This is a genomic window from Endothiovibrio diazotrophicus, assembly GCF_054657215.1.
On sequence record NZ_BAAHXB010000082.1, the window covers coordinates 1 to 24,813 of the forward strand.

A 24,813-nucleotide genomic window follows, 5' to 3' on the forward strand; every position below is an offset into this window, starting at 1 on the left:
AGTCCGGCAGTGACCCCGGCAGAGGTGCCTCCGTTCCCGTCGCCGCGGTAGCGACGACCTACGGGGAGGTGCGCATCGGCACCTCCTGGTCGAGTGGCAGGGTGATGCGAAAGCACGCCCCCGCCTCGCCGGGGTTGACCAGCTCCAGGGTGCCGTCGTGCTCGGTGATGCACCAGCGGGCGATCGCCAGTCCGAGGCCCACGTGGTTGTAGGGCTCGAAGTTGAAATACTCCATCCCGCGGTTGTGGACCCAAGGCGCGCTCTGTTGCAGGCAGGTGGTGTAGAGCGGCGAGAAGGGGCGTTCGGCGTCGGCCACGCCAGGGCCGTTGTCCGCCACCTCGATGTGGATCGCCGGTTCCGGTGTCTCCGCCCGGTAGACCCGTACCGACACCTCTCCGGGTCCACCGGCGGGCGGCAGGCGGCTGAACACCACCGCGTTCTCGAGCAGCGCCTTGAGGGCGATGGATAGGGTGTGGCCCTGCAGGCGCAGCGGCGGCAGACCCTCCTCGTAGGTCTCGCGCCACTCCACCGCCAGCTCCGCGCTGTGGCGCCGCGCCTCCTCGACGCAGCGCCGCACCGCCTCCACCACCGAGGCGCTGTGGAAGCCGGCGGGGAGGTGGAAGAAGCTGCTCACCTCGCCCAGCCGGCTCACCACGGTGCTCAGGTGGGTCCACTCGTCGCGGTCGGTCAGCTGCTCCAGCGCGCCGCTGCCGGCGGGGCTGCCGGCCACCAGGCCCGCCTGGAGGACCGGGAAGAAGCGGCCGTAGAGGGCGGTGGCGAAGTCGCCGAACAGCGACCAGGTCTCCATCCGCGTCATCCGCTCCAGCAGTCGCTGGTTGGCGCGGGCGAGGCGCCGCTGCTCGGCGTGGGCGTGGTAGTAGCGCAGCGCCACCGAGACCCGGTGGATCAGCTCTTCCTGGTTCCACGGCTTGAGCAGGTACTGGAAGACGTTGGCGCGGTTGACCGCCTCCATCAGGAACTCCGGTTCCGAGAAGGCGGTGAGCATCATGGTGACGATCTCCGGGTCGCGCGCCTTCACCGCGGCGAGGAACTCGGTGCCGGGGATGCCGCCGGCCATCTTCTGATCGGAGATCACCAGCTTCGCCGGCACCTCATCCAACAGGACCAGCCCCTCCTCGCCGCTCAGCGCGGTGACCACCTCGAACCCCTCCAGCCGAAAGACGCTTCTTAGCTCTTCGACCACCGCGGGCTCGTCATCGACGATGAGGATAACGTATCGCTTCCAGTCTTCGGTCGGCGTGGGGGTGAGTGAATCCGCCATCATGATCTGCGCTGCCTTTCTGTCGTAACGGTAAATGGATGGTGAAGCGGGCGCCGCCGCCCCGGTGGTTGCCGGCGGTCAGCCGGCCCTGGTGTTCGTCGACGATCTGGCGGCAGATGTGCAGCCCCAGACCGGTGCCGCTGCCCAGGGCGCGGGTGGTGAAGAAGGGGTCGAAGATGCGCCCGAGCAGCTCGGCCGGGATGCCGGGGCCGTTGTCCTCCACCACGATCCGCGCCTCCTCTCCCTCGCGCGCGGTGGCGATGATGATCTCCGCCCCTTCCACCCCCTCCAGCGCCTGGGTGGCGTTCTTCACCAGATTGAGGATCACCTGGTTGAGCTGGTTGATGTTGCACTCCACCTTCTCCGCCAGCTCGAAGCGGCGGGTGAAGCGGACCTCGGCCTTGTGGGTGGTGTTGAGGATGGTCAGCGTTGCCTCGATCGCCGGATGGATGTCGTAGGGCTGGAACCCCTTCGCCCCCTGACGGACGAAGCCGCGCAGCGCCTCGGTGATCTCGGCGACGCGGCGGGTCCCCTCCTTGATCCGCTCCAGCGCCCCGCGCATCATCTTCATCCCCTCGTCGAGGCCGATCCGCCCGGCCTCCACCGCGCCGAACGCCTTCTCCACCGTCTCCGCCGCGCTGGTGGCGAAGGCGATGGGATTGTTGATCTCGTGGCCGATGCCGGCGGCCAGTTGGCCCAGGGCGACCATCTTCTCCAGGTGGGCGAACTCGATCTCCAGCCGCTTGCGCTGGAGCAGGCCGCGTACCCGGATCAGCACCTCGTCGTTGTTGAACGGCTTGGTCAGATATTCGTCGGCCCCCTCTTCAAAGCCGCGCAGGCGGGAGATGCGGTCGGCCTTGGAGGTGAGCAGGATGAACGGGGTGCCCTTCAGTGCGCGGTCGTCGCGTACCGCGGCGAGCAGCTCGTAGCCGTTCATCCGCGGCATCATGATGTCGCTGATCACCAGGTCCGGCCGGGCGGCGCGGATCCGCTCCAGCCCCTCCTCGCCGTCGCGGGCGAAGTGGAGGTCGTAGTGGCTGCGCAGCAGGTAGCCGAGCACCTGGACGATCTGCGGGTTGTCCTCCACCAGCAATACCGTCTGACGGTCGGCGCGGCGCTCTGAGAAGGGGGCGAGGTCCAGGTCGTCGAAGCCGCGCAGGCGCAGGTCGACCCGCCGGTCGGGCTCCTCGGTGAGCGGCGAGTCGTCGAGCCGCTCCCAGTCCACGTGGTCGTGGCCCAGGGGCAGCTCCACGGTGAAGCGGCTCCCTTCGCCGAGCCGGCTCTCCACGGTGATCCCGCCGTGGTGGAGCTGCACCAGGTCGCGTACCAGGGAGAGGCCGATGCCGGCGCCCTGAACCTCGCGGTGGGGGTTGTTGGAGGCCTGGAAGAAGGGTTGGAAGATGCTCTCCAACTCCCCTTCGGGGATGCCGCGGCCGCTGTCGGCCACGCTCAGTAGGCAACGCCGGTCGGTCCGCTCCAGGGTCACCGTCACCGTGCCGTGGTCGGTGTACTTCAGCGCATTGCCCACCAGGTTATTGAGGATCTTCTTCAGCTTCGGTCGGTCGGCGTAGAGGGGGAGCGGCCCGTCCAGCCGGTTGTCGAAGTGCAGCACCAGCCCCTTGCGCATGGCCAGGGGACCGAAGACGTTGAGCGCCCGCCGGGTGAATTCGCCGACCTCCAGTTCCGACCAGCGCAGGTCGATCATGCCCCGCTCCGAGCGGCTCTTCAGCAGCAGGTCGTTGACGTTCTCCAGCATGTCGTCCAGCGCCTCGCTGCCGTTCTCCAGCAGCGAGCGGTGCAGCGCCGGGTCGCCGTCGCCGTTGAGGATCATCTGCAGGGTGGAGGAGAGGGCCACCAGCGGCGTGCGCAGCTCGTGGGAGATGCTGGCGAGGAAGCGGTCCTTCAGTTTGTCCAGTTCGGTGAGACGCTCGTTGGCGACGGTCAGCTCGGCGGTGCGCGCCTCGACTTTCTGTTCCAGGGAGACGTTGAGGGCTTGGACTTCGTCGTAGCGGGTTTGGATCTCGGTAACCGACTGAAGCAGGTCATCTGTTTGGTCTCGGAGGATATGCTCTTGATCCTTCATTCGGCGTCGATCCGTTAAGACTTTTCCTGCTAAGCCTCCGGTTGTGGCGCCGAGCAACGCGAGAAATAGGGAGGTAGGGGGCACAGCCAACCCCAAAGAGAAGACTGCTGGGATCGTTCCCAATAGGGCCCCTGCGAAAACGAGGCGATAGGAGTGAAGACGTTCCCAACGAAACTCATATTCATAAATCGCACCGTGGTCGTTTTCCAGGACGTCATAGCGGGTTCGGCGTGCCTTTGCAGGGGGGAGGCCCCAGATAGTGGTTAGGGAAGCGAGCTGGTTCATACGAAAATCGGAGAACCTGCGGTTGGGTTCAACGACTCGGGAGGTATAGCGAAAGCGAAGGAACGTGTCGGAAATGTCGAGAATTTCGAAAACACCAACCCGGTTATATAGAGGCAGCGTCGGAAATAGGCTCTGATAGCAGATGCGAGGGTTCTCGTATGACTTAAAGGTCGAGAAAACCATGCCAAGGTTTTCTTTGCTTGCCAACGAAAGTCCCGCATTTACGAGATATTCTGGATCGTCTGCAGCGTCATCCAGGGCATCAATTAATTGCTGGCCAATATCGAACGAGACCCAGTTGTTTTCGTCATAAAAATAATCTACATCGATGCCGTGTCCAAAGCCGGCCTTGTTGATTGCACTTTTTAGGTTCTCATCTCCATAAGCTGTCGCGTAGTAAGTCAATAAGGCTCTGAGCGCTCGGGTGGAAAGTTCCCCCGCTGTTGGGTGATTAGTAGTTGTGGCGGTCGCATTGTTCATTAGACCGGTTTCTTTCCGCTTACTAGAAATAGAGTGCTATACGTCAAAGTGTCATCTCGACGCAGAAAATCGAGAAAGTTCGCTACGAAGACTTCGTAACTACGTTCGCTGCCTAGAATGTCGACGCCATAGTCTCGGGTGGTGACGAATTTGGCTTTCCAATTTTCGATATCTTTCTCTGAGGCTTGTCCCGCGAAGAGATGATAAGGCATGCAGTGAACCTGAATATCCTTGAGTCCTTGTCGGTAGAAGCGGCCGTAGAGTTTGCGTCCTACATAAGGGTCGAAGGATTCCCCCAGTCCGACGATGATGCGGTTCAGATTGTCCTCCAATTTCGGGTCGAGCCCGTCATGGAAGAGCATATTCCCGTCAAGGTCGGCGATCGCCAGGATGCCTCCCGGCGCCAGCCGGTCAGTTAGTTGAGCGATGGCGTGCTCGCCGTCGGCATCGGATAGGTATTCGAAGACGAAACGACTCCAGATGAAATCGAAACTCCCCTTGGGTACTGGAGGGGCCAGCAGATTGCCGGTGATGAAATCGAGGTTGGCCACCCCTTCTTCCGCGGCCAGCCGCTGCCCCTGCTCCATGCGTTGTGCCGAAGCGTCGAGGGCGGTGACCTTTCCCGTAGGTCCCACCAATTCCGCCATCACCCGCGCCACCGCCCCGGTGCCGGCGCCTGCATCCAACGCTCTCATTCCCGGCGCTAGCCCCACCAACCGCAGCTGACGGACCATCTCCACCGGATCGGTCTTCCCCTCCAGCCGGTTTCCCTCGCTGGCGCTGTCCATGATGTATCCGCGGTTGCTCATCGTTCTCACTTCGTCTCAAGGGTGGTGGCGGGGGAGGGCGTGGCGGCCCCGAAGGTCCCGCTGCGGGCACATTCTGTCGTCGCCCGATGCGCGGGAAATGGATGATAACACCGATGGAGATCGCCCGATCGTCACCGACGGTTGCCAACCCGGACGTTCGGTTCGCGAAGAATGTGAGGGTGGTTGCCCGCCCGCACCGGTCGGCTGCGCATCGGGCGGGCCGCGCCCGCCGTGGCCTCGCCGTCGGCACCGGCCCCGGACAGCGGATTCGTCGTGACGTCGGGCACGGCCCTCCCTATCAGAATTTTCCCAATTGAATACTTTGAAACACAAAACGGATAATGATGATGATCATTAAATGAGAATTCTGATGGCGGACCACGACTCCGGCTACAAACAGCTCTTCAGCCACCCGGAGCTGGTGCGCGACCTTTTGCAGGGATTCGTCCATGAGGCGTGGGTTAGGGAGCTGGACTTCGCAACCCTGGAGCGGGTCGCCGGCAGCTACGTCAGCGACGACTTGCGCGAGCGCATCGACGACATGGTGTGGCGGGTGCGGCTGAGGGGGCGGTGGGTCTACGTCTATCTGTTGCTGGAGTTTCAGTCGACCGTCGATCCCTTCATGGCGGTGCGCCTGCTCACCTACCTGGGGCTGCTCTACCAGGATTTGCTCAAGGGCGGAGGTCTGAAATCCGGCGACCGGCTGCCGCCGGTGCTCCCGCTGGTGCTCTACAACGGTCGTCCCCGCTGGAGTGCGCCGCTGGAGATCGGTGAGCTGATCGAGCCGGTGCCGGGCGGCCTGGAGGCCTATCGGCCCGCCTTTCGCCATCTGGTGTTGGAAGAACGCCGCTACGCTGAAGCGGAGCTGGCACCGCTGAAGAACCTCGCCGCTGCCCTCTTCCGGTTGGAGAACAGCCGCTCCCCCGCCGAAGTGTTGCAAGTGGTCCGCGCCCTGCGCGGTTGGCTCGGCGCCCCGGAACAGACCCGTCTACGCCGCTCCTTTGCCATCTGGATCGGTCGCGTACTGCTGGTGAGCCGTTCACAGGGTGCTATAGAATTCCTGGACCCCAATGACCTACCGGAGGTGGAGCGGATGCTTGCCGAAGAGACCGATGATTGGACCCTGAGCTGGAGACGCCAGGGGCTCGAAGAGGGGCGTGCCGAAGGGCGTGCCGAAGGGCGTGAGATGGGGCTCGCGGAAGGGCTCGCAGAAGGGCAGCGTAAGGGCGAGCGCACCCTCCTGAGCCGGCTGCTCGCACTGCGCTTCGGGCCCCTCCCGGAGTGGGCCGGCGACCGCCTGGAGGAGGCCTCGCAGGAGGCCCTGGAGCGATGGGGGGAGCGCATCCTCGATGCGCAGACCCTCGAGCAGGTCTTCGCCGAGGAGGATTGAAGTCGGTTCCCGCCCACCGGACTTTTCTTTTTCCCCGTCAATCCGTAAGGTGACCCGCTTTCGGCCTGCCACCGGGGGCGTTTGCCTGTCCCCCGGTGGCGGTACTCTCCGCCCTTCCATCGACGGTTCTCATCCATGTCCACCATCTACCTCGCCGGCCCGCTGTTCTCACAGGCCGAGCGCGCTTGGCATCGGGAGACCAGGCGCCTGCTGCTGGAACGGGCGCGGGAGCTCCAGCGGGAGGTCGAGGTCGTCTGGCCCTACGAGCTGATCGATCAGCGGGAGATCGACGCGCTCGGCGATCGCGCCCGCGGGGAGATCTTCCGCCGCTGCCGGGAGGGCCTGGAGCGCTGCGATCTGCTGCTGGCGCTGCTCGACGGAGCCCAGGTGGACGACGGCACCGCGTGGGAGATCGGCTATTTCTACCGCTCCGCCATGGACGGTCGCCGGATCATCGGTATCCGCACCGACTTCCGCCAGGCCGGGGAGTCGGCAGGGGCGGTGGTCAACGCGATGATCGAGATGGCGTGCGCGCAGATCGTCGATTCGCGCGAGCGGCTGCTCGAGTGCGTGTTCGATCGCTGTTAGCGGTTGGCCTCGTCCGCCGGGGGCCGGCGGCGATTGCGCTCCGGTCGTAGCACCAGCCCCTCCGGCGACTCCTCGCAGGTGCCCTGCATCGTGTCGCCCCGTGGGGTATTCATCTCCGCGCGCTCACCGGCACTCTTCCCCTCGCACGCCGTATAGGCCTCCGGCGGCGGGCCGCGGCGATCGCCGCTCTGCGGTCCGCCGCCGGGACCGCCGCCAGCGCCACCCGCGGGGCGCAGCACCAACCCGTCGGGAGACTCCTCGCAGGTGCCTTGGCGGGTCTCTCCGCGACGGTCGGTGAATTCGGCGCTGTCGCCGGCACTCTTCCCCTCGCAGGCGCCAAAGGCCTCGGGCGGCGGACCGCCGCGCGGCCCCCTCCCGCCGTCCGGCGGGGCATCCGGCGGTTCGGCGTGCAGTACCGGCGCGGCGGCGAGGGCGGTCAGCAGCAGCAAGAGCGTGGGGGTTCTCATGGGAGTGTCTCCTTTGTGCGTCATCTGTGCGGGTGGGGCGTTTACCGCTATCGCAGTGGCCGACGCCGCGCGGAAACGCGCTGCGTGAGGAGGAAAATAACGCCGTTGGCCTCGCCGGTCACTGGCGCCGCGCAGGGATTTACACAGTTTTACTCCGAACTGACAGACCCTTGCGGGCTCCTCCATCGACTGGATATCAGGCGGGCGTCGGTGGAGAGGGGGGGGCTCCGGGAGGCCTCTCCTCCGACCGCCCGGCGCCGCCCATGGGTGGTCGAATCCTGATCACCGTCCGAAAACGGCGACGGCTGCAATCCGTTGCAAGCCGCCCTGGAGCAGGTCGGCAACGCCCTCTCCTCCGGTGACCCGGCCTTCGCCCAGCGCCACCTGCAGAGGGCCCCGTCGGGGATGCCGAACGGCAGTCTGCGCAACCTCTCGGCATAACCATCCATCCCGCCGCCGCGGGACGCTCAAAACCGGTAGCGCAGGCCGAGCGAGGTGTAGGCGGTGGTCGGTGAGTCGGTGACGGTGGCCCGCTGGCTGCCGTCGGGCAGCCGGGTGCTGTAGGTGAGGTCGTCGTAGCGCATCTCGCGGCGGCCGAGGGTGATCTCCAGGCGGTCGTTGAGGCGGTAGCCGACGCCGACGCCGAGGAGTAGCCCGCTGACCCATTCGTCCGCATCGTAGTGGCTGGTCACGGCGGAGTATTTGCGCTCCTTCACCTCGCCCGAGATCAGGCCGAGCTCGGCGAACAGCCGCCACCGCGGGGCGGGCTGCCACGCCGGGGTGAGGATCAGGCCCAGGGTGCGGGGGATCTCGTAGCTGAACCAGGCCGGCTCCCACGGCAGGTAGAGGGTCCATTCCGCCTGCTGGTCGACGAGGTTCGCGCTGATGGCGAGGGAGAACCGTTCGCTCAGCGCCTTCTCGTAGCCGAACCCCACGCTCGTTATCCTGCCCCGCTGCTGATCGCTGAACGATTGGGAAGGGCTGCCGTCGACGAAGGTGTAGTCGGGGTCGAAGGTCGTCTCGCCATAGCCGACGCCGGCCTCGACGAAATACCCCTCGTCGGCGCTCGCCACTGGCGGCAGCGCCGAGAGCAGCGAGAGTGCGAGCGCGGCGGGGATGGCAGGAAGGCGGGAGAGTCGCAGGTTCATCTCGGTTCCTTGGGTCTGGATTGGAGGAGAGACAGGGTACCGCTTTTCGCGCGGCGGTCGTGCCCGGTCGCCGGCCGCCGATGGGCCGCGGCGCATGATGGCTCGGGGCGCCCGCTCAGGCACGGTAATGGATCACATGCAGGTCCACGAGCTTGGGGGCCGGCGAATCCGAGAACCCGTTGACGATCATGGACAGCCGTTGAGCCACCCCGGACGATGAAAGTCGGGTAGGGTGTGCCGACGGTAGGAGGCGCACCGGTCGGAGAGGGCAGCGCGCCTCGTATCTCGGCACACCCTACTGTCGAGTTCTCATCTCCGCGTGCTTTCACAATGGCGCCTTTCACGTTGGCACCGGACGTCGACGTCAGAAGTTGTCGAGGAACGGCTCCGCCAAGGCGGGTTGGATCAGCAGGCTCCGCCCCCGTTTCTCGATCAGCCCGTTGCGCTCCAGCTCGCGCAGCAGGCGGGTGACCATCTCACGCGAGGCACCGATCCGTTCGGCCAGCTGTTCGTGGGTGGGGCGGTTGCGCACCACCCGCACCCCCGACTGCCCTTCGGCCAGTTCGAGCAGCAGCTGCTGGAGCCGCTCGCGCTTGCTCAGCAGGGCGAAGCCGCGCACCTCGCGGGTCAGTTCGCGCACCCGCACCGCCAGGCGCTGGAACAGGTTGATGGCGACCGCCGCGTGCTCCTGCATGCAGCGCTCCAGGTCGTGCTGGGAGAGACGCATCAGCAGGGTCTCGTCGAGCGTCTCGACGCTGGCCGAGCGGCGGGTGTCGTCGACCAGCGCCAGTTCGCCGAAATATTCGCCGGGGCCGAGGGTGTTGATGGTGTACTCCCGTCCCTGGCTGCTGCTCAGATAGACCCGCACCCCCCCGGAGAGGATGCAATAGACGTAGCGGCTCTCGTCCCCCTCGCGAAACAGTACGGTGCCTGCGTCGACCCGGCGGCGGCTGGTGTAGCCCTCCAGGATGTGTAGTTCGCGGGTGGGCATCCCGTTGAACAGTGCGATGTTTTCGAGCATGGCGGGTCTTGCTCCGGTGACGTTTCGCTCAATGTTTCAGATGGACCCGAAACATACACCAACCGCGATCGAGGTGCCGGTGGGAATGACGAGGTGGAAAGAACGAGGGGAGGGGACACAGGCTGAAGGGCGCTTCCGCCTGGCGCACAGTTTGGAAATGGAAGGCGATTAATTAGTATTTAATTAATTTCTATTGTTTTTTCCCTTTATATAAATTTTACATATTTTCTTTTTTAATTAATTTGTTGTGTTTTAACAATAAGTTAGTTGTTTGTTGCTGCCGCGGTACGGGGCCCCGTGGAGAGCGGCTGTAAAACAACAATCCGGGCCGAAAAGTGCCCGGATTTGACATATCGGGTTTGGCCGCGGCAAGATCCGTAGTTACCCGCATAAAAAGCGCGTGAATGCCGGGCGGGGTTCATCGGCGATGCCGGTGGAATCAGGGAAAAAATGCGTTAGCAGGGATTGCACCGGTGGGGCAGCCAAGGGCGCTTGGATGCCATCGGCCGGCAGGGGCCGGGACGCTGTGGGGTCGCCACGCAAGGTGGCGGCCGATGTATCAGGATGTCGATTGGGGGTTTAACCATGCGAATTAGACCGTGGGTCTACGCGGCCCTGTGTGCGGCGGCCGTTACCGGCTGCAGTACGCAAATGGCCCAGAACGACAGCGGAGAGAAGGGAGGCTCGGCGGCGATGAAGTCCGAGCACTCCCCCTTCTCGCCGCTGAACGAGTACAACATCAGCATCAACTATGAACTGGGCATGCACTGCACCGGTTTCGATTTCAGTTACTGCTGCGTGTTGCCGCCCTACAACTCCATTCAGAGCCAGGTCATCAAGACCCCGAGCTCGAAGAAGCGCTGGCCGGAGCTGCTCGAGGCCGCCGAGGATGACCACAGCGTCCTGGAGGACGGCAAGAACCGCTACAAACTGGCCTACGGTCACCTCGACAACACCTACTCCGAGGGCAACAAGCTCAAGTATTGGAACGTCCCCTACGACGTCAACGGTGACGGCAAGTACGGCCCCAACGAGAACGTGGCCAACGCCTATTTCACCCATCTCTACGTCTACAAGGACCTCAAGGGCACCAACCCGAAGGGCACCAGCAAGGACAGCGAGAAGTTGCGGGTCGGTCTGGAGATCCCGGTTCCCAAGGACAACGGTCCGGCCGGCGCCGCCGCGCCCAGCCCGATGAACGGCGGTTTCCTCCACTACACCGGTGAGGAGGGGACCATCGTCTACACCAAGTCCCCGGTGCTCGACAACGTGCCGATCGTGCTCACCAACCCCGGCATCTGGGACGCCCTCGGTCTGCCGCTGACACCGTTCAACGATCGCAAATCCAAGGATCTGCTGAGCATCGTGGAGAGCGATATCCAGCCCTACCAGCAGGCCTGGGTGCGGATGGTCGACGCCAAGAGCGGGGAGCCGGTGATCGACGGCAAGAGCGGCAAGCCCGTCTCCTTCGTTGGCACCAACCCGATCGACATCCCCAACTGCGCCAACTGCCACTCCAACGAGACGGCCAACGGCAAGAAGTACAAGCTGTACAAGACCGAACGCGCCTTCTGGAAGGGGCTCGGTGCCTCCGATTGGATCGCCAATCTGAAGGCCACCTCGCTCTCCATCCTGGAGATGCACGACGATCGTCACGGCACCGACTTCACCAAGAACTACCAGGGCTCCAGCCGCGACACCGCCAACCGTCTCGGTCACGACCCGGTGCTCTGCCAGAAGTGCCACGCCGACAACGTCATCGGGGTGCTCAACTCCAAGACCCACAAGGGCAAGGACGGCAAGGATCACGTGATCCCGCCGCTCACCCAGGCGATCCACACCGTGCACCAGACCAACGTGCCGATGCCGGACGAGCACGGCCGTACCGCCTCCTGCCAGGGCTGCCACCCGGCGCACCGTCAGGACGGCAACATGGACGGCTACCCGATCACCGCGGACGGCAAGAACGCCTACGCCAACGGCGACAATCGCGATGCCAAGGGCGGCTGCTACGTCGGTCGCGACGTCCACTCCAACCCGGCCAAGGACAAGGACGGTGTCGGCACCCCCGAGCACCTCAACGCGGTGGGCGAGTGGTTGAAGACCAACGTCTCGCAGATCGGTACCGGCGACGGGGGCAAGGGTCTGTGGTGCACCAACTGCCACAACCAGCTCTCCCGCGAGCTGTATCAGCGTGACAACCTGGAGAACGCCTTCAAGCAGACCGGCGAGACCCTGCGCAACAAGTCCCTCGACGAGATTGCCAAGGCGATCGGCGTGAGCAAGAAGGAGCTGGAAGAGAAGTACATGGATCCCAAGGTGGTGCCCGACGCGAAGGGTCACGACACCCCCGGGAAGTCCGGTATCCTGCTGACCTGGGCTCGGGAGCGTCTGGTGCCCGACATCGCGGTGATCGCGCTGAAGGGCAACGGTCCGCTGGTGACCAAGGACGAGGATGGCGACATCAACGTCAAGATCCTCTCCGCCAACCCGGCGGTGGATCCGAAGTCGCTGAAGCTGCCCGAGGGGGCCACCGGTGCCCTGGCGGTGCCCTACGAGGCCGCCACCCATGGCCGTGACTACTGGATCTCGCCCGGTGCCCCGCACTGTGCGGATTGCCACGCCGCGCCGTTCGTGGAGGGTCAGGGGGGCGTCGCCTTCCCGATCAACCAGCCCGGCAAGTACAGCCTGATGCGCTACACCAAGGGTCACGCGGGCCTCGCCTGCCAGACCTGCCATGAGTCCATCCACGGCCTCTACCCGGTGACCTCGGACACCGACTGGACCACCTACAAGCAGCCGACCCAGTACAACCCCAACGGCTCCCACGGTCCGTTGACCTGTGCGGCCTGCCACTTCACCAACGACAAGGGGGTTCCGCTGGTGGCCAACAAGAAGGAGCATGTCTGGAAGGGCAAGTCGATCCTTGAGGACTTCGACTCCGCCGTCCAGTGGATGCACGCCTCTGCGCCGGACCTCGGCGGGAAGATCCCCGAGTAAGCCTTGGCGACAACCGGCCGCCCGCTGGATGGGCGGCCTCCATCCAACCCCCCGCCGTCGTGGCGGGGGAGGGTGGAATACCGGCTGGGGGCGGGCGTAATGCCCGCCCCCTTTTTGCTTTATCTTTGCTGATCCGCAACCCTGTGGGTCACCACGACGGAATTCACGCACCGACATGATTCAACTGTCCAAATCACTGCGCACCCGCTCCGTTTCCGCCCTGTTGCTGCTGAGCGCGCTGGCCGGCGGGGCCCGGGCCAACGCCGATCAGGTGCTGGTCGGGGTGGGGGGCGAGACGATCACCGCGGCGCAACTGGAGGAGGCGATCCAGAGTTCGCCGTTCGCCACCCAGTTCGTCGCCATGGACCGCAAGAGCCAGGCGGGGCTGCGCGGTGGCATGCTGCAGCGCCTGGTCACCTCCCGCCTGCTGCTGCTGGAGGCGCGGCGCCTCAAGCTCGACGAGCTGCCCGCCTACCGCGACGAGCTGAAGGAGCAGCGGCTGGCGCTGCTCTACCGCGCCTACATGGAGGGGGTCCGCGAGCGCATCGAGATCCCGGCCGACGAGCAGGCCCGCCTCAAGGAGCGCTACCAGGGGGAGCCCGATGCGCTGGCCGCCGCCAAGTCCGCCTACCGCTCCACCCAGTACCGGGCCTTCAAGGCGGTGGCGCTGGCCCACCTGGCCGACAAGTACCACCTGAAGTACGAGGAGAAGAACCTCTCGCCGACGATGGCGCCGGAGAGCGTGCTCGCCAGCGGCGACGGAATCGAAGTGCGCGCCGCGGAGATCGGCGCCGAACCCGGCGAGAGCCACGAGGAGCTGCTGCTGAAGCTGCGTGAGCGGGTCGAGCAGGTGCTCGGCGCGCGCGCCGCGGAGGAGGAGGGGATCGACGTCTCCGCCCTGGTCGACGCCTTTGCCGCGGAACGGCTGCCGGCGCTGCTGATGGAACGCAAGCAGGGTGAATGGCTCGCCGACGAGGAGGCGCTGAAGGCCTACTTCGACGCCCATCCCGATCTCTCGCGGGTGCCGGAGCGGCGCCATGTGGGGCAGATCGTGCTGAAGAGCCGCGCGGAGGCGGAGGCGGTTCGCGCGCGGATCGTCGCCGGCGAGAACTTCTTCGAATTGGCCTCCCAGCTGAGCATCGACCCCTTCGGCCGGGAGCAGAAGGGGGACATGGGGTGGCTCCCCGCCGGTAGCGGCATGCCGCAGATCGAAGCGGCGATGAGCGGGCTGGAGGACAACCGGGTCAGTCCGGTGATCGAGACCCCGCAGGGGTTCCACTTGGTGATCATCCTCGAGCGGAAGCTGGGGCGCCAGATGTACTACGAGGCGGTCAAGGACCGGGTGGCGCGGGCGGTAGTGACCGAGCGGATGGGCCCCTACCTGAAGGAGCTCAGCGGGCGCTTCCCGGTCGATTGGCGGCTGCCCGATTCGGCGGCGGCGAAATGAGCATGGAGGGGAAGCGGTTCTTTGCGTTGCTGCTGGTGTTGGGGGGCGGCGTCGCCCTTGGCTACTGGAGCCGCGGCGCCTCGCCGGTGGGGCCGAACGCCGAGGCAGCGGTCGCCGCGGTGTCGGCACCCTCGCCCACGGTGAAGCGGCCCGCCGCGCCGGGGTTGGCGGTGGACGATCCGGCGCCGGCGCTGCGCCTGCCCGACCTGGAGGGGGCCGACCATGGTTTGGAGGAGTGGCGCGGCAAGACCCTGCTGGTCAACTTCTGGGCCAGCTGGTGCGCGCCTTGTCAGTACGAGATCCGCGATCTGGTGCGCTTCCAGGAGCGCTACGCCGGGCAGGGGTTGCAGGTGATCGGGGTCGGTGTCGACGACCCCGCCAAGCTGGCCAACGTGCGGCGCACCCTGGGGATCAACTACCCGGTGCTGGTGGCCGGAGAGGCCAATACCCGGCTCCTTTCCCACTGGGGCAACGACCAGGGGGTGGTGCCCTACAACGTCGTGATCACCCCGGATGGGAAGGTCCACGAGCTGATTCACGGCTCCCTCGATCGCGAGGGCTTCAACGACCTCGTCCTGCCGCTGCTCGGCCGTTGAGTCAGCTGCCGCCCGGCCACCGCCTGGGGCGGTGGCCGGGCGTGCCTCCGCGACGATGGTTGTCGAATCAGCCGGACGGTTCCGCAATCATTAGAAGGCCCAGATGTGCCCGGCGAAGGCGGAGACTCCCAAACCCAGGCCGGCGCCGATGGCCACCGAGAAGCCGAGGATGGTCGGTGTACCTTTTTCCGTCGTGAAAAACGGGGCGAACGTGGCTCCCAGGCCTACATCCGCTGTAACCGTCGCGCCATACACCCCCAGATTCAGATTCGAAGGCAGCTTGTTGAATATGAGAAGTTGAAGGTTGACATCGAAGGCGACGGCAAAGCCCAACTCCCCGGTGGCGTAACCATAGCCCCGGGGAGATTCGCGATTGAGAATGTCGAATGCGCAGCCGAGACCGCCAAAACCGCCGACAAAGACTTCGACTTGGGCGCTGACACCGACGCCTATGGTCGTAAACAGGTCGCTCGCATGTATGTTTTTCAGGATGGGCCCAAATATTCCCCCGCTGGCAGCGTCGCCGAAGAGGGATTCGCTGGTCAGTTGTATGGCCCCTCCAGGAAGTGACTTGTTCCGAAATGCCTGTGTGTTGTTGTTCAGTTCGTTGACGAATGTCTTATCCCGCGCCGCGCTGCTCGCGTTATTTGTGGCGATATCCACAAGGTTCTGGTGCGCCGCATAGAATTTCTTGGTTTCATCCAAGATCTGTTGATTGGTCGGCGCATTGGCGGCGAGCATTGGGTGGCCGGCGGGTAACCGGGAGATGTCAATGGATGTGCGCATGTTTTCCGCCGTCGTGCGGTCGAGTATTTCTGCAAACATGGAAAATCTCCTTTTCCTTTGGACGCTTGATTTGAAACGGACAGCGAAGAGTGGCTCAGCCTCAATCGGCATTTCTCACCAGGATGCCGGGTCTTCGCGGGTCCTTTGGTGGGAAATTCGGGTCAAAACACCCAGGTATATCCGGCGACGATAGATGCGCCGCCTCCGATTCCAGCGCCAACTCCGACTGAAAAACCGGTGAAATTCAGATTGTTCGGATTGAGGTAGATGCCGAGCGTCGCTCCTACGCCCGCGTCGGCGGAAATTTCGAGTCCCACGAAATCGCCCGCGAGGCCCGTCAAGTCGGCGGCCCAGAAGCTGAGTTGGAGATTGATGGCCACGTCGATATCCAATCCCAACCTCCCTGCCGCATAGCCCACCCCCGCGGAGCGCCCTTGCTGGTTCCAGGCAACGCCGATTCCGCCTTCCTCTCCGACGACAACCTGAGCGTTTTCCGAAATACCGATGGAGATGCTACCGCCGTGCCCACTGTCGTATGCCGCCTGCAAGGCGGGTTGGATGATCGGCGAGGAGGAAACCAGATGCGCCGTAGGTGTAATTGGCGCGGCCTGCTGCGACTTCCAGTCATATGCGTTGAGTGTGGCTACACTCCTGTGTCCGGAAGAGGTTTCGACGTAGTGTTGACCCGCCAAGGTGATCGCGTCGACAACCTTGTGCTGGCTTTCATAGTGGGCCCTGGCGGCGTCCAGGATTTCCTTGTTGGTCGGTGTTTGTGACGCGCCGAGCGCCCCGTCGGGGAGCGGCCGCCGACGCCGCAGGCGTTGTGGCGCGGCTTCGGTGCGCAGGACGGTGTAGGGGTCGATCTGACCCAGTGCGGATGAGAACAACGGTGAATTCATTGCTTGATTGCTCCTTGCATGATGTGACGTTCGGTGCACCATCACGTGTCGAATGGCCGGCAGCGTTCGACGAATTGGATGGCGCGGTTTCCGACCGCTGGTTCGGGCGTCGCGGCAGATCGGGATCGGCGAGGCAGGGGTCCCGTTGGGAGGAAACCATTTGGCTCCCCGCTCGAGCTGCGGCGAGCGGGCATGGTGCGCGCAGCACTCGGCGAAGGTAAATACGACAAGTGTCTTAGGCGCGTTGTCATATGGCGCCGCCCGCGCAGGGTGGATCGTCTTGGCAGCTCTTGTGAAATCGAACCTTGTGTCCGCGAGAACAAGGAAGCGAACAGGTCGGTAAGATTCCGCGAGGGCGGGGAGAGCCCGATCCTGGAAGACGTCCGTGGGACAATTCCCGCAACTCGCGGAAAAGATCGAAACATGCCACCGCTCGACAACCCGTTACCGGCTGACGAATCGCTTTCGCCGATTACCGGTGAGTTCAACAACCACGATCGCGAGCGATGCTACCTGCGTGTCCACTGGCCGGAGCAGTCACGTCAGTTGCGGGTGGTGTTGACGATCAGTGTCATCGCCTACCTCCTGGCGTTCTATCAGAACTACCTGGATCTCAAGACCGGTTCCGCCCTGTGGGCCGTCGGTGGTGCACGTTTGGCGCTGTTCGCCGCGTTCGGCTGGGCGATCGCCGAAAGCCGCGCCGCGTTCCCCTCCCGCCGCCTGCAGACGGCGGTATTCGCCGCCGAGTTGCTCACCGGAATCTCGGAGACGGTGGAGATGCTCGCCTATCACCAAGCCGGATTTGTGATCAATCTGATCAGCGCCCCCTTTTTCTCCTTCGTGATCCTGATCTTCTACATCTTCATTCCCATCCGCTGGTCGTTGACCACCTGGGCGTCGCTGCTCGGCAGCGGGTATCTGGTGGCGGGGTATGCCTACATCGCCCAGGGTGAGCTGGAGAGCATCATCCGCCATCCGGTTGTGTTGCTTGGCGTCATTGCCATCGGTGCCGGGGCGGTTCGCGGAATGAACCGCGCCGGCCGCCAGGAGTGGCTCCAGGGCAAGCGGTTGGAGGGCGAGATCGCCGAACGGCGACGGGCCGAGGAGCGCGCCCTGGAGGCGAGCCGGGTGAAGGGTGAGTTTCTGGCGGTGATGAGCCACGAAATCCGCACCCCGCTGAACTCGATTCTGGCGATGACCGAGATCCTCACCGAAGATGCGCCGACGGACGATGCGCGCCGGCGACGCCGGTTGGAGATCCTCGCCACCGCCAGCCGTCACCTCGACGAGCTGATCGGCGACATCCTCGACTTTTCCCGGTTGGAAGCCGGTGCCGAGGTCACCACCGACGCCCCGTTCGATCTCCGCGAGACGGTCGCCGATGCCGCCGCCACCGTTCACACCCTGGCTGCGACCAAGGGGTTGGAACTGACGGTGGCGCTCGGGGAGCATTTGCCGCCGCGCGTCGTGGGGGACGGGAAGCGCCTGCGGCAGATCTTGATCAACCTCATCGGCAACGCCGTCAAATTCACCGACACGGGACGAATCGAGGTGTCGGTGCGCGCCGCAGTCCCCCCCTCGGGAGGCATCCACTTCGCCGTCAGTGATACCGGTGAGGGGATCCCCGGCGGCACCCTCGAGCGGATCTTCGAGCCGTTTCAACAGGCGGATGCATCCCCCGCCCGCGTCTATTCCGGCACCGGTCTGGGGCTGGCGATCTCGCGCAATCTGGTTGAACGGATGGGGGGGCGTATCCACGCCGACAACCGCCCGGAAGGCGGTGCCGTGTTCGATTTCATCCTCCCGTTGGCGGCGACCGACGAGGCGGTGCCGGTCGGTGAAAGTGCGCCGATGATGGCACCGGCGACGCCGTTCAAGGCGCTGGTGGTGGAGGACTCACCGCTCAACTGCCGGGTGATCGAAGAGTACCTGAGCGACGTGCCGTGCCGGCTGCGGTTCGCGGCGAGCGGTCTGGAGGGCGTTGCGGCGCTACGCGCCGAGCCGTTCGACGTCGTCTTGATGGACCTGCGGATGCCCGATATGGACGGCATCGAGGCCACCCGCGCGATCCGCCGCTGGGAAAAGAAGCATCGGCACACTCCGACGCCCATCGTCATCGTCACCGCCGACGGCCTCAGCGAGAACAGGCAGCGAGCGCAACGCGCCGGCGCGGATGGCTACCTCAGCAAACCGATTTCCCGCGCGAAGCTCTTCGAAACGCTCCATCGATACCTTCATGGCGTAGCCCCTCCGGTGTTCGGAGACGATCGAACGGACCCTTCGCTGCAACCGCTGCTGCCGCGCTACTTCGCGCAGATGGAGCACGATCTCCAGGCAATGGCCCGCGCCGCCGACCGCGGGGAATTTCCGGCACTGACCGCTCTTGCCCACACCGCCAAAGGGCACAGCCAACTGTTCGGTTTCGACGACATCGCCGAGGCGGCGAATGCACTGGAGGAGATCTCGGCGCTCACCACCCCGGAGAGTGCGGCCACGGTGCATGCGGCCATCGAGACCCTGCGAAAGGCTTGTCGCATGAGGGAGGCGTCGTAAATCTTCAACCCGGGATCTACGAAGGTTTTCCCCGGTATGAGTCCGCGTTCATTTGCGCAACCCCACGGCTCATTCGCCTATCCTCTGCCCGCAGAGGAAGCGCCAGACGGATCAACCACGAGACCGAGGCGGTTGGCGGCATAGGCCGCCTCCGTCCGATTGTTGACCTCCAGGGCCTTGAAGATGGCGGACAGATGGACGCGCACGGTGCCCTCGGCCATGTTGAGCCGGCGGGCGATCTCCTTGTTGGGACTCCCGCGCGTTACCAGGGTCAGAACCTCCAGTTGACGCGGGGTCAAAGGTACCGACTCGGTAGGCGCCGCGGCGGGCGCAGCCGGCCTATCGTCCGCCAGAGCCACGGATGGGGGCAGATAGACCCTGCCGGAGAGGAGCTGGTGAATCGCCTCGCACATCACTTCGCCGCCACAGGATTTTGGGAGATAGCCGCGCGCCCCGGCCGCGAAGGCCTGTCGCACGTCGTCTGCTTTTTCGGAGGCGGAGAGCACCATGATCGGGGTGTCGGCGAGTGCCCGACGGAAGAGGGGAATGCCGGCCAAGCCGCCGGTTCCCGGGAGTCCCAAATCCAGCAGCACCAAGTCGAGGCGACCGATGGCCGGTAGCTGCCCCAGTGCCGCCTCGCAATCCCCGGCCTCGAACAGTTCCACCCGCGCATCCAACCCCGCCAACAACAGTCGCACGCCGTCCCGCACCAGGGGGTGATCGTCGATGATCAGAATCTTGTACATGAGTCCCTTGCCCCATCATCCCCGGGGGGCGACGTCGGCACCGACAGGATCCACGTCGGATTCGCTCTTCAGATCCGCACCCACACCCGTACCCCAATGCAATAATCATATAATTTTCAAGGTTAATATCGATTGTTCACCCCTTCCGCAGGGGCGTCAAGGAGATACCGCAACGCATTCGGGAGGCGGGCTAGGAGTCTCCTCGAAACGTGTCTCAACCGCACGGCAATTGATCACGATCCCGCCAGCGCCCGTGACACACGCGTGATGCCTGACGCCGGTCCCGTCTTCATTCTGTGAAATATTTCGACTTGATATATATCGGAACGATCTATATCTTAACGATATATTTTCGGGCACAGGACCTCCGCAGTGGATGTAAAGACCCTAACCCTCGGCGTCCTCTGCCTCGGCGAGGCGAGCGGCTATGAGATCAAGAAGCGCTTTGAGGATGCCTTCCAGCACTTCTTCGCCGCCGGTTTCGGCTCCATCTATCCGGCGCTTAAGAAGGCCGAGGAGGAGGGGCTGGTGACCTGTACCGAGGTGCCCCAGGAGGGGCGTCCGGACAAGAAGGTCTACCGCATCACCGCGGCGGGTCGCGCCGCCTTCGCCGCCGAACTGGCGGCCACCTCGCCGGAGCACAAGGTGCGTTCGGAGTTCCTGGTGCTGATCTACTTTGCCCATCTGCTGCCGCCGGCCCGGCTGGCCGAGGTGTTGGAGGAGCGGCAGCGGGGCTTCGAGGAGATGCGCCGGATGGTCGAGGGGTGCGATGTCGAGTGCCCCGAGGCCGGTGAGCTCACCCCCGCCCTGCGCTTCGTCGCCGGTTACGCCACGGCGGTGTTCGGTGCCGCGATCGACTATATCGACGCCCATAAGGGCGAATTGGTTGACGCCATCAAAGAGGGTTCCTCCCGATGAGACTCAATCGCTCCCAGTGGTTGGCACTGGGCTTTGCGGTGGCCCTGGCCGCCTGGCTCGGTTCCGGACAGTTCGTTCCCAAGGAGGCCAACGGCAAGACCGAGATCCCCGTGGCGAAGGCGCCGCCGAAGGCGCGGCCGCTGCCGACGGTGCGGGTGCGCACCCTGCAGGCCGAGACGGTGGAGCGCCAACTGGTGCTCCACGGCCACACCGCGCCGGCCCGCCTGGTGACCCTCAAGGCGGAGACCGAGGGGCGGGTGGTGGAGGTGGCGGCCGAGCGCGGCGGGGATCTCGCCGCCGGCGACCGGGTGGTGCGCATCGATCCGCGCACCCGCCGCGATGACCTGAGCCGCGCCGAGGCGCAGGTCCATCAGCGGGAGCTGGAGTACCGGGCGGCGAAGAAACTGCACAAGGAGAATCTGCGCGCCAAGACCCAATTGGCCGAGACCTTGACCCAACTGGAGCAGGCGCAGGCGGAGCTGCGCGCGATCCAGCTCGACATCCGCCACCTGGAGATCAGCGCCCCCTTCGCCGGTCGGCTGGAGGAGCGGGTGGTGGAGGTGGGGGACTACGTGGCGGTGGGCGACCCGGTGGCCACCGTGGTGGAGCTCGCGCCGCTGATCGTCACCGCCCAGGCCACCGAGCAGGAGGTGGGGCTGCTGCACCGCGGGCAGCTGGGCCACGCCCGGCTGGTCACCGGCCAGCGGGTGGACGGGACGATCCGCTACGTCGCCGCCACCGCCGACCCCGAGACCCGCACCTTCACCGTCGAGCTGGAGCTGCCCAACGGCGACGGCGGGCTCGCCGCCGGGGTCACCGCGGTGATCTCCATCGACGTGGAGTCGCTCCCCGCCCACTACGTCTCCGCCGCCCTGCTGTCGCTCGACGACGACGGCGAGACCGGGGTGAAGACGGTGGATGAGGACGGCACGGTCCAATTCCACCCCGCCGAGGTGGTGCGCGCCGACAGCGGCGGGGTGTGGCTTGCCGGCCTGCCGCAGACGGTGCGGATGATCGTGGTCGGCCAGGGGTTCGTCCTCGACGGCCAGAAGGTGAAGGCCGCCGAGGAGAGCGAGGGGACGACGCCGAAGCCTTCGGATGACGGGCCGGCGGCCGCGCCGACGCACTCCTTTTCCAACGCAGGAAATCCCAGGGAGATTTCCTGATGCGCTCGTTGATCACCGTCTCCCTGGACCGCTCGCGCACGGTGCTGATGGCGCTCGCCTTCATCCTCATCGCCGGCAGCTACGCCTACTCCGAAATCCCCAAGGAGTCCGACCCCGACGTCGCCATCCCGATCCTCTACGTCTCCATGAGCCACGAGGGGATCTCCCCGGAGGACGCCGAGCGGCTGCTGGTGCGCCCGATGGAGAAGGAGCTGCAGGGGGTCGAGGGGATCAAGGAGATGCGCGCCACCGCCCGCGAGGGGCAGGCCTCGGTGGTGCTCGAGTTCGAGGCCGGCTTCGACGCCGACAAGGCGCTCAACGACGTGCGCGAGAAGGTCGACCTGGCCAAGGCCGAGCTGCCCGACGACACCGACGAGCCCATCGTCAACGAGGTCAACGTCTCGCTCTTTCCGGTGCTGGTGGTGGCGCTCGCCGGCGACGTGCCGGAGCGCACCCTGGTGACCCTCGCCCGCGACCTGCGCGACAAGATCGAGGGGATCACCGAGGTGCTCGACGCCGAGATCGGTGGCGATCGCGAGGACGCGGTGGAGATCCTCCTCGACCCGGCGCGGATGGAGAGCCACGGCATCGCCCAGGCCGAGGTCTTCGCCCTGGTGGCGCGCAACAACCAGCTGGTCGCCGCCGGCACCCTCGATACCGGTTCCGGCCGCTTCCCGGTGAAGGTGCCGGGGCTGATCGAGAGCGCCAAGGACCTGCTCGACCTGCCGCTGAAGGTGCGCGGCGATCGGGTGATCACGGTGCGCGACGTGGCCACCGTGCGCCGCACCTACAAGGACCCCGACGGCTTCGCCCGGGTCGGCGGGCGGCCGGCGGTGACCCTGGAGGTCGCCAAGCGCACCGGCGAGAACATCATCGAGACCATCGAGAAGGTGAAGGCGCTGGTCGCCGAGGAGAGCGCCCACTGGCCCGCCGGGGTAGAGGTGAGCTTCAGCGGTGATCGCTCCAGCGAAGTGCGCAACATGCTCTCCGACCTGCAGAACAACATCCTTTCCGCGGTGGCGCTGGTGATGGTGGTGATCGTCGCCGCGCTCGGTCTGCGCTCGGCGGGGCTGGTCGGGCTGGCGATCCCCGGCTCGTTCCTCGCCGGCATCCTGGTGCTGTCGCTGATGGGGATGACCATGAACATCGTGGTGCTGTTCAGCCTGATCCTCGCCGCCGGCATGCTGATCGACGGCGCCATCGTGGTCACCGAGTTCGCCGACCGCAAGATGGCCGAGGGGCTGGCGCGGCGCGAGGCCTACTCCCAGGCGGCGCGGCGCATGGCCTGGCCGATCACCGCTTCGACCCTGACCACGCTGGCCGCCTTCGCCCCGCTGCTCTTTTGGCCGGGGGTGGTCGGCGAGTTCATGAAGTACCTGCCGCTGACCCTGGTGGCGACCCTTACCGCCTCGCTGCTGATGGCGCTGATCTTCGTCCCCACCCTCGGCGGCATCGTCGGCCGCCCCGGCGCTGCCACCCCGGAGGCGCTGCACAACCTGGCGGTGGCCGAACATGGCGATCTCGACGAGATCCGCGGTCTCAGCGGCCTCTACGTGAAGGTGCTGAAGGGGGCGCTGCACCACCCGGTGAAGATCCTCCTCGCCGCCTTCGCCATCCTCATCGGCGGCTACACCGCCTACGGCCTCTTCGGCAACGGCGTCGAGTTCTTCCCCGACGTGGAGCCGGAGCAGGTGGTGGTCCACATCCACGCCCGCGGCAACCTCTCGGCGCTCGAGCGCGACGCCCTGGTGCGCGAGGTGGAGGGACGGATCCTCGACATGGCGGAGCTGAAGTCGGTCTACTCCCGCTCCGGCGAGCGCTTCGGCAACCAGGAGGTGGCCGAGGACGTGATCGGGGTGATCCAGCTGGAGCTGGTGGACTGGCAGCGGCGGCGCAAGGCCTCGCAGATCATGGACGAGATCCGCGAGCGCACCGCCGACATCGCCGGCATCCACATCGAGGTGCGCAAGCCCGAGGCGGGGCCGCCGGTGGGCAAGCCGGTACAGCTTCAGCTCTCCAGCCGCTACCCCGAGCTGCTCGAGCCGGCGGTGGAGAAGGTGCGCGCCGAGTTCGAGTCCCTCGACGGCCTGCGCGACATCCAGGACTCCCGCCCGGTGCCCGGCATCGAGTGGCAGGTGACGGTGGACCGCGAACAGGCCTCGCGCTTCGGCGCCGACGTGGTGCTGGTGGGCAACGCCATCAAGCTGGTCACCAACGGCCTCAAGGTGGGCGACTATCGCCCGGTGGATGCCGACGACGAGGTGGACATCCTCGCCCGCCTGCTCAAGCACGACCGCGACCTCGACCAGCTCGACCAACTGCGCCTGCAGACCGACCGCGGACTGGCGCCGCTGACCAACTTCGTCACCCGCAAGGCCGCGCCGAAGCTGGGCACCATCCAGCGGGTCGACGCCCGCCGGGTGATGACCGTCTCGGCCGACGTGGAGGAGGGGGTGCTGCCGGACGCCGAGGTGCGCGAGCTGCGCCAGTGGCTGAAGACGGCGAGTCTCGACAAGCGGGTCACCGCCCGCTTCAAGGGCGAGGACGAGGAGCAGGAGGCGGCCAAGAAGTTCCTCACCGAGGCCTTTTTCGTCGCGCTCTTCATCATGGCGATCATCCTGGTGACCCAGTTCAACAGCTTCTACCAGGCGCTGCTGATCCTCTCGGCGGTGATCTTCTCCACCGTCGGCGTGATGCTCGGGCTGCTGGTCACCGGTGAGCCGTTCGGCATCGTCATGAGCGGGGTGGGGGTGATCGCGCTGGCCGGCATCGTGGTCAACAACAACATCGTGCTGATCGACACCTACAACGTGCTGCGCCGCCGCGGCATGGAGCCCTACGAGGCGGTGCTGCGCACCGGCGCCCAGCGCCTGCGGCCGGTGTTCCTGACCACCGTCACCACCATCCTCGGCCTGCTGCCGATGGTCTACCAGCTGAACATCAACCTGTTCACCCGTGAGATCGAGCAGGGCGCCCCCTCCACCCAGTGGTGGACCCAGCTGGCCACCGCGGTGGCCGGCGGCCTTACCTTCGCCACCCTGCTCACCCTGGTGATGACGCCGTGCATGCTGATGCTCAAGGAGAACGTCGCCGCGTGGTGGCACGCCCGGCGGATCACCGTCACCGAGGTGTAGCGGGAGACCCTAGGA

The 24,813-nt window shown here is 65.5% G+C and carries 19 protein-coding genes; 10 read left to right on the plus strand and 9 right to left on the minus strand.

Annotated features, from left to right (window positions below; translation table 11 throughout):
* Window positions 1-58: 58 nt before the first annotated feature.
* The 3 genes from ACYQ2W_RS18005 to ACYQ2W_RS18015 all read right to left on the minus strand — a co-directional run bounded on the left by ACYQ2W_RS18005 (window position 59) and on the right by ACYQ2W_RS18015 (window position 4,918).
* The gene (locus tag ACYQ2W_RS18005) at window positions 59-1,285 is read right to left on the minus strand and encodes a response regulator (protein WP_459870193.1); all 1,227 of its coding nucleotides are present in this window, start codon (window positions 1,283-1,285) and stop codon (window positions 59-61) included.
* Window positions 1,215-3,365, minus strand: coding sequence for an ATP-binding protein (locus tag ACYQ2W_RS18010; protein ID WP_459870195.1), 2,151 nt, complete (start codon window positions 3,363-3,365; stop codon window positions 1,215-1,217). Before ACYQ2W_RS18010 ends, ACYQ2W_RS18005 begins: the two co-directional genes overlap by 71 nt.
* A 764-nt stretch (window positions 3,366-4,129) precedes the next feature.
* Entirely contained in the window at window positions 4,130-4,918 is a 789-nt protein-coding gene (locus tag ACYQ2W_RS18015) for a methyltransferase domain-containing protein (protein ID WP_459870198.1), read from the minus strand.
* Window positions 4,919-5,297: 379 nt separating this feature from the next.
* On the opposite strand from ACYQ2W_RS18015, the gene ACYQ2W_RS18020 reads away from it, so the two are divergent.
* Together ACYQ2W_RS18020 and ACYQ2W_RS18025 are read left to right on the plus strand one after the other, a co-directional pair.
* The gene (locus ACYQ2W_RS18020) at window positions 5,298-6,329 is read left to right on the plus strand and encodes an Rpn family recombination-promoting nuclease/putative transposase (RefSeq protein WP_459870200.1); all 1,032 of its coding nucleotides are present in this window, start codon (window positions 5,298-5,300) and stop codon (window positions 6,327-6,329) included.
* A 135-nt stretch (window positions 6,330-6,464) separates the two neighbouring features.
* Window positions 6,465-6,917, plus strand: coding sequence for a nucleoside 2-deoxyribosyltransferase (locus tag ACYQ2W_RS18025; RefSeq protein ID WP_459870202.1), 453 nt, complete (start codon window positions 6,465-6,467; stop codon window positions 6,915-6,917).
* Here ACYQ2W_RS18025 and ACYQ2W_RS18030 read toward each other — a convergent pair.
* Window positions 6,914-7,384, minus strand: coding sequence for a hypothetical protein (locus ACYQ2W_RS18030; protein WP_459870205.1), 471 nt, complete (start codon window positions 7,382-7,384; stop codon window positions 6,914-6,916). The genes ACYQ2W_RS18025 and ACYQ2W_RS18030 overlap by 4 nt on opposite strands.
* A 315-nt stretch (window positions 7,385-7,699) precedes the next feature.
* Between ACYQ2W_RS18030 and ACYQ2W_RS18035 the strand changes: the two genes are divergently transcribed.
* Window positions 7,700-7,825: a hypothetical protein gene (locus tag ACYQ2W_RS18035; protein ID WP_459870207.1), complete on the plus strand. Its 126-nt coding sequence runs from the start codon at window positions 7,700-7,702 to the stop codon at window positions 7,823-7,825.
* A 26-nt stretch (window positions 7,826-7,851) separates the two neighbouring features.
* Here the strand turns inward: ACYQ2W_RS18035 and ACYQ2W_RS18040 are convergent, their stop codons facing one another.
* Entirely contained in the window at window positions 7,852-8,532 is a 681-nt protein-coding gene (locus ACYQ2W_RS18040; RefSeq protein ID WP_459870209.1) for an outer membrane protein, read from the minus strand.
* A gap of 364 nt (window positions 8,533-8,896) precedes the next feature.
* Window positions 8,897-9,553 carry a Crp/Fnr family transcriptional regulator gene (locus ACYQ2W_RS18045; RefSeq protein WP_459870212.1) on the minus strand — a complete coding sequence of 219 codons (657 nt, stop codon included), beginning with the start codon at window positions 9,551-9,553 and terminating at the stop codon, window positions 8,897-8,899.
* A gap of 651 nt (window positions 9,554-10,204) precedes the next feature.
* Between ACYQ2W_RS18045 and ACYQ2W_RS18050 the strand changes: the two genes are divergently transcribed.
* The 3 genes from ACYQ2W_RS18050 (at window position 10,205) to ACYQ2W_RS18060 (ending at window position 14,596) form a co-directional block, all read left to right on the plus strand.
* Window positions 10,205-12,553 carry a cytochrome c3 family protein gene (locus ACYQ2W_RS18050; RefSeq protein ID WP_459870215.1) on the plus strand — a complete coding sequence of 783 codons (2,349 nt, stop codon included), beginning with the start codon at window positions 10,205-10,207 and terminating at the stop codon, window positions 12,551-12,553.
* Between the two features lie 175 nt (window positions 12,554-12,728).
* On the plus strand, window positions 12,729-14,000 hold the full coding sequence (locus ACYQ2W_RS18055; RefSeq protein ID WP_459870217.1) for a peptidylprolyl isomerase: 1,272 nt from the start codon (window positions 12,729-12,731) through the stop codon (window positions 13,998-14,000).
* 2 nt (window positions 14,001-14,002) lie between these two features.
* Window positions 14,003-14,596 (plus strand): TlpA family protein disulfide reductase, encoded by a 594-nt coding sequence (locus tag ACYQ2W_RS18060; protein ID WP_459870220.1) that lies wholly within the window; start codon window positions 14,003-14,005, stop codon window positions 14,594-14,596.
* A gap of 90 nt (window positions 14,597-14,686) precedes the next feature.
* On the opposite strand, the gene ACYQ2W_RS18065 is transcribed toward ACYQ2W_RS18060, so the two are convergent.
* Window positions 14,687-15,421: a hypothetical protein gene (locus ACYQ2W_RS18065; RefSeq protein ID WP_459870222.1), complete on the minus strand. Its 735-nt coding sequence runs from the start codon at window positions 15,419-15,421 to the stop codon at window positions 14,687-14,689.
* Between the two features lie 122 nt (window positions 15,422-15,543).
* Window positions 15,544-16,281, minus strand: coding sequence for a hypothetical protein (locus tag ACYQ2W_RS18070; protein ID WP_459870224.1), 738 nt, complete (start codon window positions 16,279-16,281; stop codon window positions 15,544-15,546).
* 423 nt (window positions 16,282-16,704) lie between these two features.
* Here ACYQ2W_RS18070 and ACYQ2W_RS18075 point away from each other — a divergent pair, with 423 nt between their 5' ends.
* Window positions 16,705-18,834: an ATP-binding protein gene (locus tag ACYQ2W_RS18075; protein WP_459870226.1), complete on the plus strand. Its 2,130-nt coding sequence runs from the start codon at window positions 16,705-16,707 to the stop codon at window positions 18,832-18,834.
* A 77-nt stretch (window positions 18,835-18,911) separates the two neighbouring features.
* On the opposite strand, the gene ACYQ2W_RS18080 is transcribed toward ACYQ2W_RS18075, so the two are convergent.
* The gene (locus tag ACYQ2W_RS18080) at window positions 18,912-19,580 is read right to left on the minus strand and encodes a response regulator (RefSeq protein WP_459870228.1); all 669 of its coding nucleotides are present in this window, start codon (window positions 19,578-19,580) and stop codon (window positions 18,912-18,914) included.
* Between the two features lie 372 nt (window positions 19,581-19,952).
* Here ACYQ2W_RS18080 and ACYQ2W_RS18085 point away from each other — a divergent pair, with 372 nt between their 5' ends.
* From ACYQ2W_RS18085 to ACYQ2W_RS18095, 3 genes are read left to right on the plus strand one after another with little or no spacing between them, the layout of a single operon-like run.
* Complete coding sequence (locus ACYQ2W_RS18085) at window positions 19,953-20,498, plus strand: helix-turn-helix transcriptional regulator (protein WP_459870231.1); 546 nt, start codon at window positions 19,953-19,955, stop codon at window positions 20,496-20,498.
* Window positions 20,495-21,664, plus strand: a complete 1,170-nt coding sequence (locus ACYQ2W_RS18090; protein WP_459870233.1) for an efflux RND transporter periplasmic adaptor subunit — start codon at window positions 20,495-20,497, stop codon at window positions 21,662-21,664. Before ACYQ2W_RS18085 ends, ACYQ2W_RS18090 begins: the two co-directional genes overlap by 4 nt.
* A complete protein-coding gene (locus ACYQ2W_RS18095) occupies window positions 21,664-24,798 on the plus strand; it encodes an efflux RND transporter permease subunit (RefSeq protein WP_459870235.1) in 3,135 nt (1,044 codons plus the stop codon). The genes ACYQ2W_RS18090 and ACYQ2W_RS18095 overlap by 1 nt, the downstream gene beginning before the upstream one ends.
* Window positions 24,799-24,813: the final 15 nt, after the last annotated feature.

Bases quoted from the DNA above. Each gene is read 5' to 3' on its own strand.
- ACYQ2W_RS18060 (WP_459870220.1), top strand. From the start codon at position 14,003: ATGGAGGGGAAGCGGTTCTTTGCGTTGCTGCTGGTGTTGGGGGGCGGC.
- ACYQ2W_RS18095 (WP_459870235.1), top strand. From the start codon at position 21,664: ATGCGCTCGTTGATCACCGTCTCCCTGGACCGCTCGCGCACGGTGCTG.
- ACYQ2W_RS18075 (WP_459870226.1), top strand. From the start codon at position 16,705: ATGCCACCGCTCGACAACCCGTTACCGGCTGACGAATCGCTTTCGCCG.
- ACYQ2W_RS18065 (WP_459870222.1), bottom strand. From the start codon at position 15,421: ATGTTTGCAGAAATACTCGACCGCACGACGGCGGAAAACATGCGCACA.
- ACYQ2W_RS18015 (WP_459870198.1), bottom strand. From the start codon at position 4,918: ATGGACAGCGCCAGCGAGGGAAACCGGCTGGAGGGGAAGACCGATCCG.
- ACYQ2W_RS18090 (WP_459870233.1), top strand. From the start codon at position 20,495: ATGAGACTCAATCGCTCCCAGTGGTTGGCACTGGGCTTTGCGGTGGCC.
- ACYQ2W_RS18025 (WP_459870202.1), top strand. From the start codon at position 6,465: ATGTCCACCATCTACCTCGCCGGCCCGCTGTTCTCACAGGCCGAGCGC.
- ACYQ2W_RS18045 (WP_459870212.1), bottom strand. From the start codon at position 9,553: ATGCTCGAAAACATCGCACTGTTCAACGGGATGCCCACCCGCGAACTA.
- ACYQ2W_RS18040 (WP_459870209.1), bottom strand. From the start codon at position 8,532: ATGAACCTGCGACTCTCCCGCCTTCCTGCCATCCCCGCCGCGCTCGCA.
- ACYQ2W_RS18055 (WP_459870217.1), top strand. From the start codon at position 12,729: ATGATTCAACTGTCCAAATCACTGCGCACCCGCTCCGTTTCCGCCCTG.
- ACYQ2W_RS18010 (WP_459870195.1), bottom strand. From the start codon at position 3,365: ATGAAGGATCAAGAGCATATCCTCCGAGACCAAACAGATGACCTGCTT.
- ACYQ2W_RS18080 (WP_459870228.1), bottom strand. From the start codon at position 19,580: ATGTACAAGATTCTGATCATCGACGATCACCCCCTGGTGCGGGACGGC.
- ACYQ2W_RS18030 (WP_459870205.1), bottom strand. From the start codon at position 7,384: ATGAGAACCCCCACGCTCTTGCTGCTGCTGACCGCCCTCGCCGCCGCG.
- ACYQ2W_RS18020 (WP_459870200.1), top strand. From the start codon at position 5,298: ATGAGAATTCTGATGGCGGACCACGACTCCGGCTACAAACAGCTCTTC.
- ACYQ2W_RS18050 (WP_459870215.1), top strand. From the start codon at position 10,205: ATGGCCCAGAACGACAGCGGAGAGAAGGGAGGCTCGGCGGCGATGAAG.
- ACYQ2W_RS18070 (WP_459870224.1), bottom strand. From the start codon at position 16,281: ATGAATTCACCGTTGTTCTCATCCGCACTGGGTCAGATCGACCCCTAC.
- ACYQ2W_RS18005 (WP_459870193.1), bottom strand. From the start codon at position 1,285: ATGATGGCGGATTCACTCACCCCCACGCCGACCGAAGACTGGAAGCGA.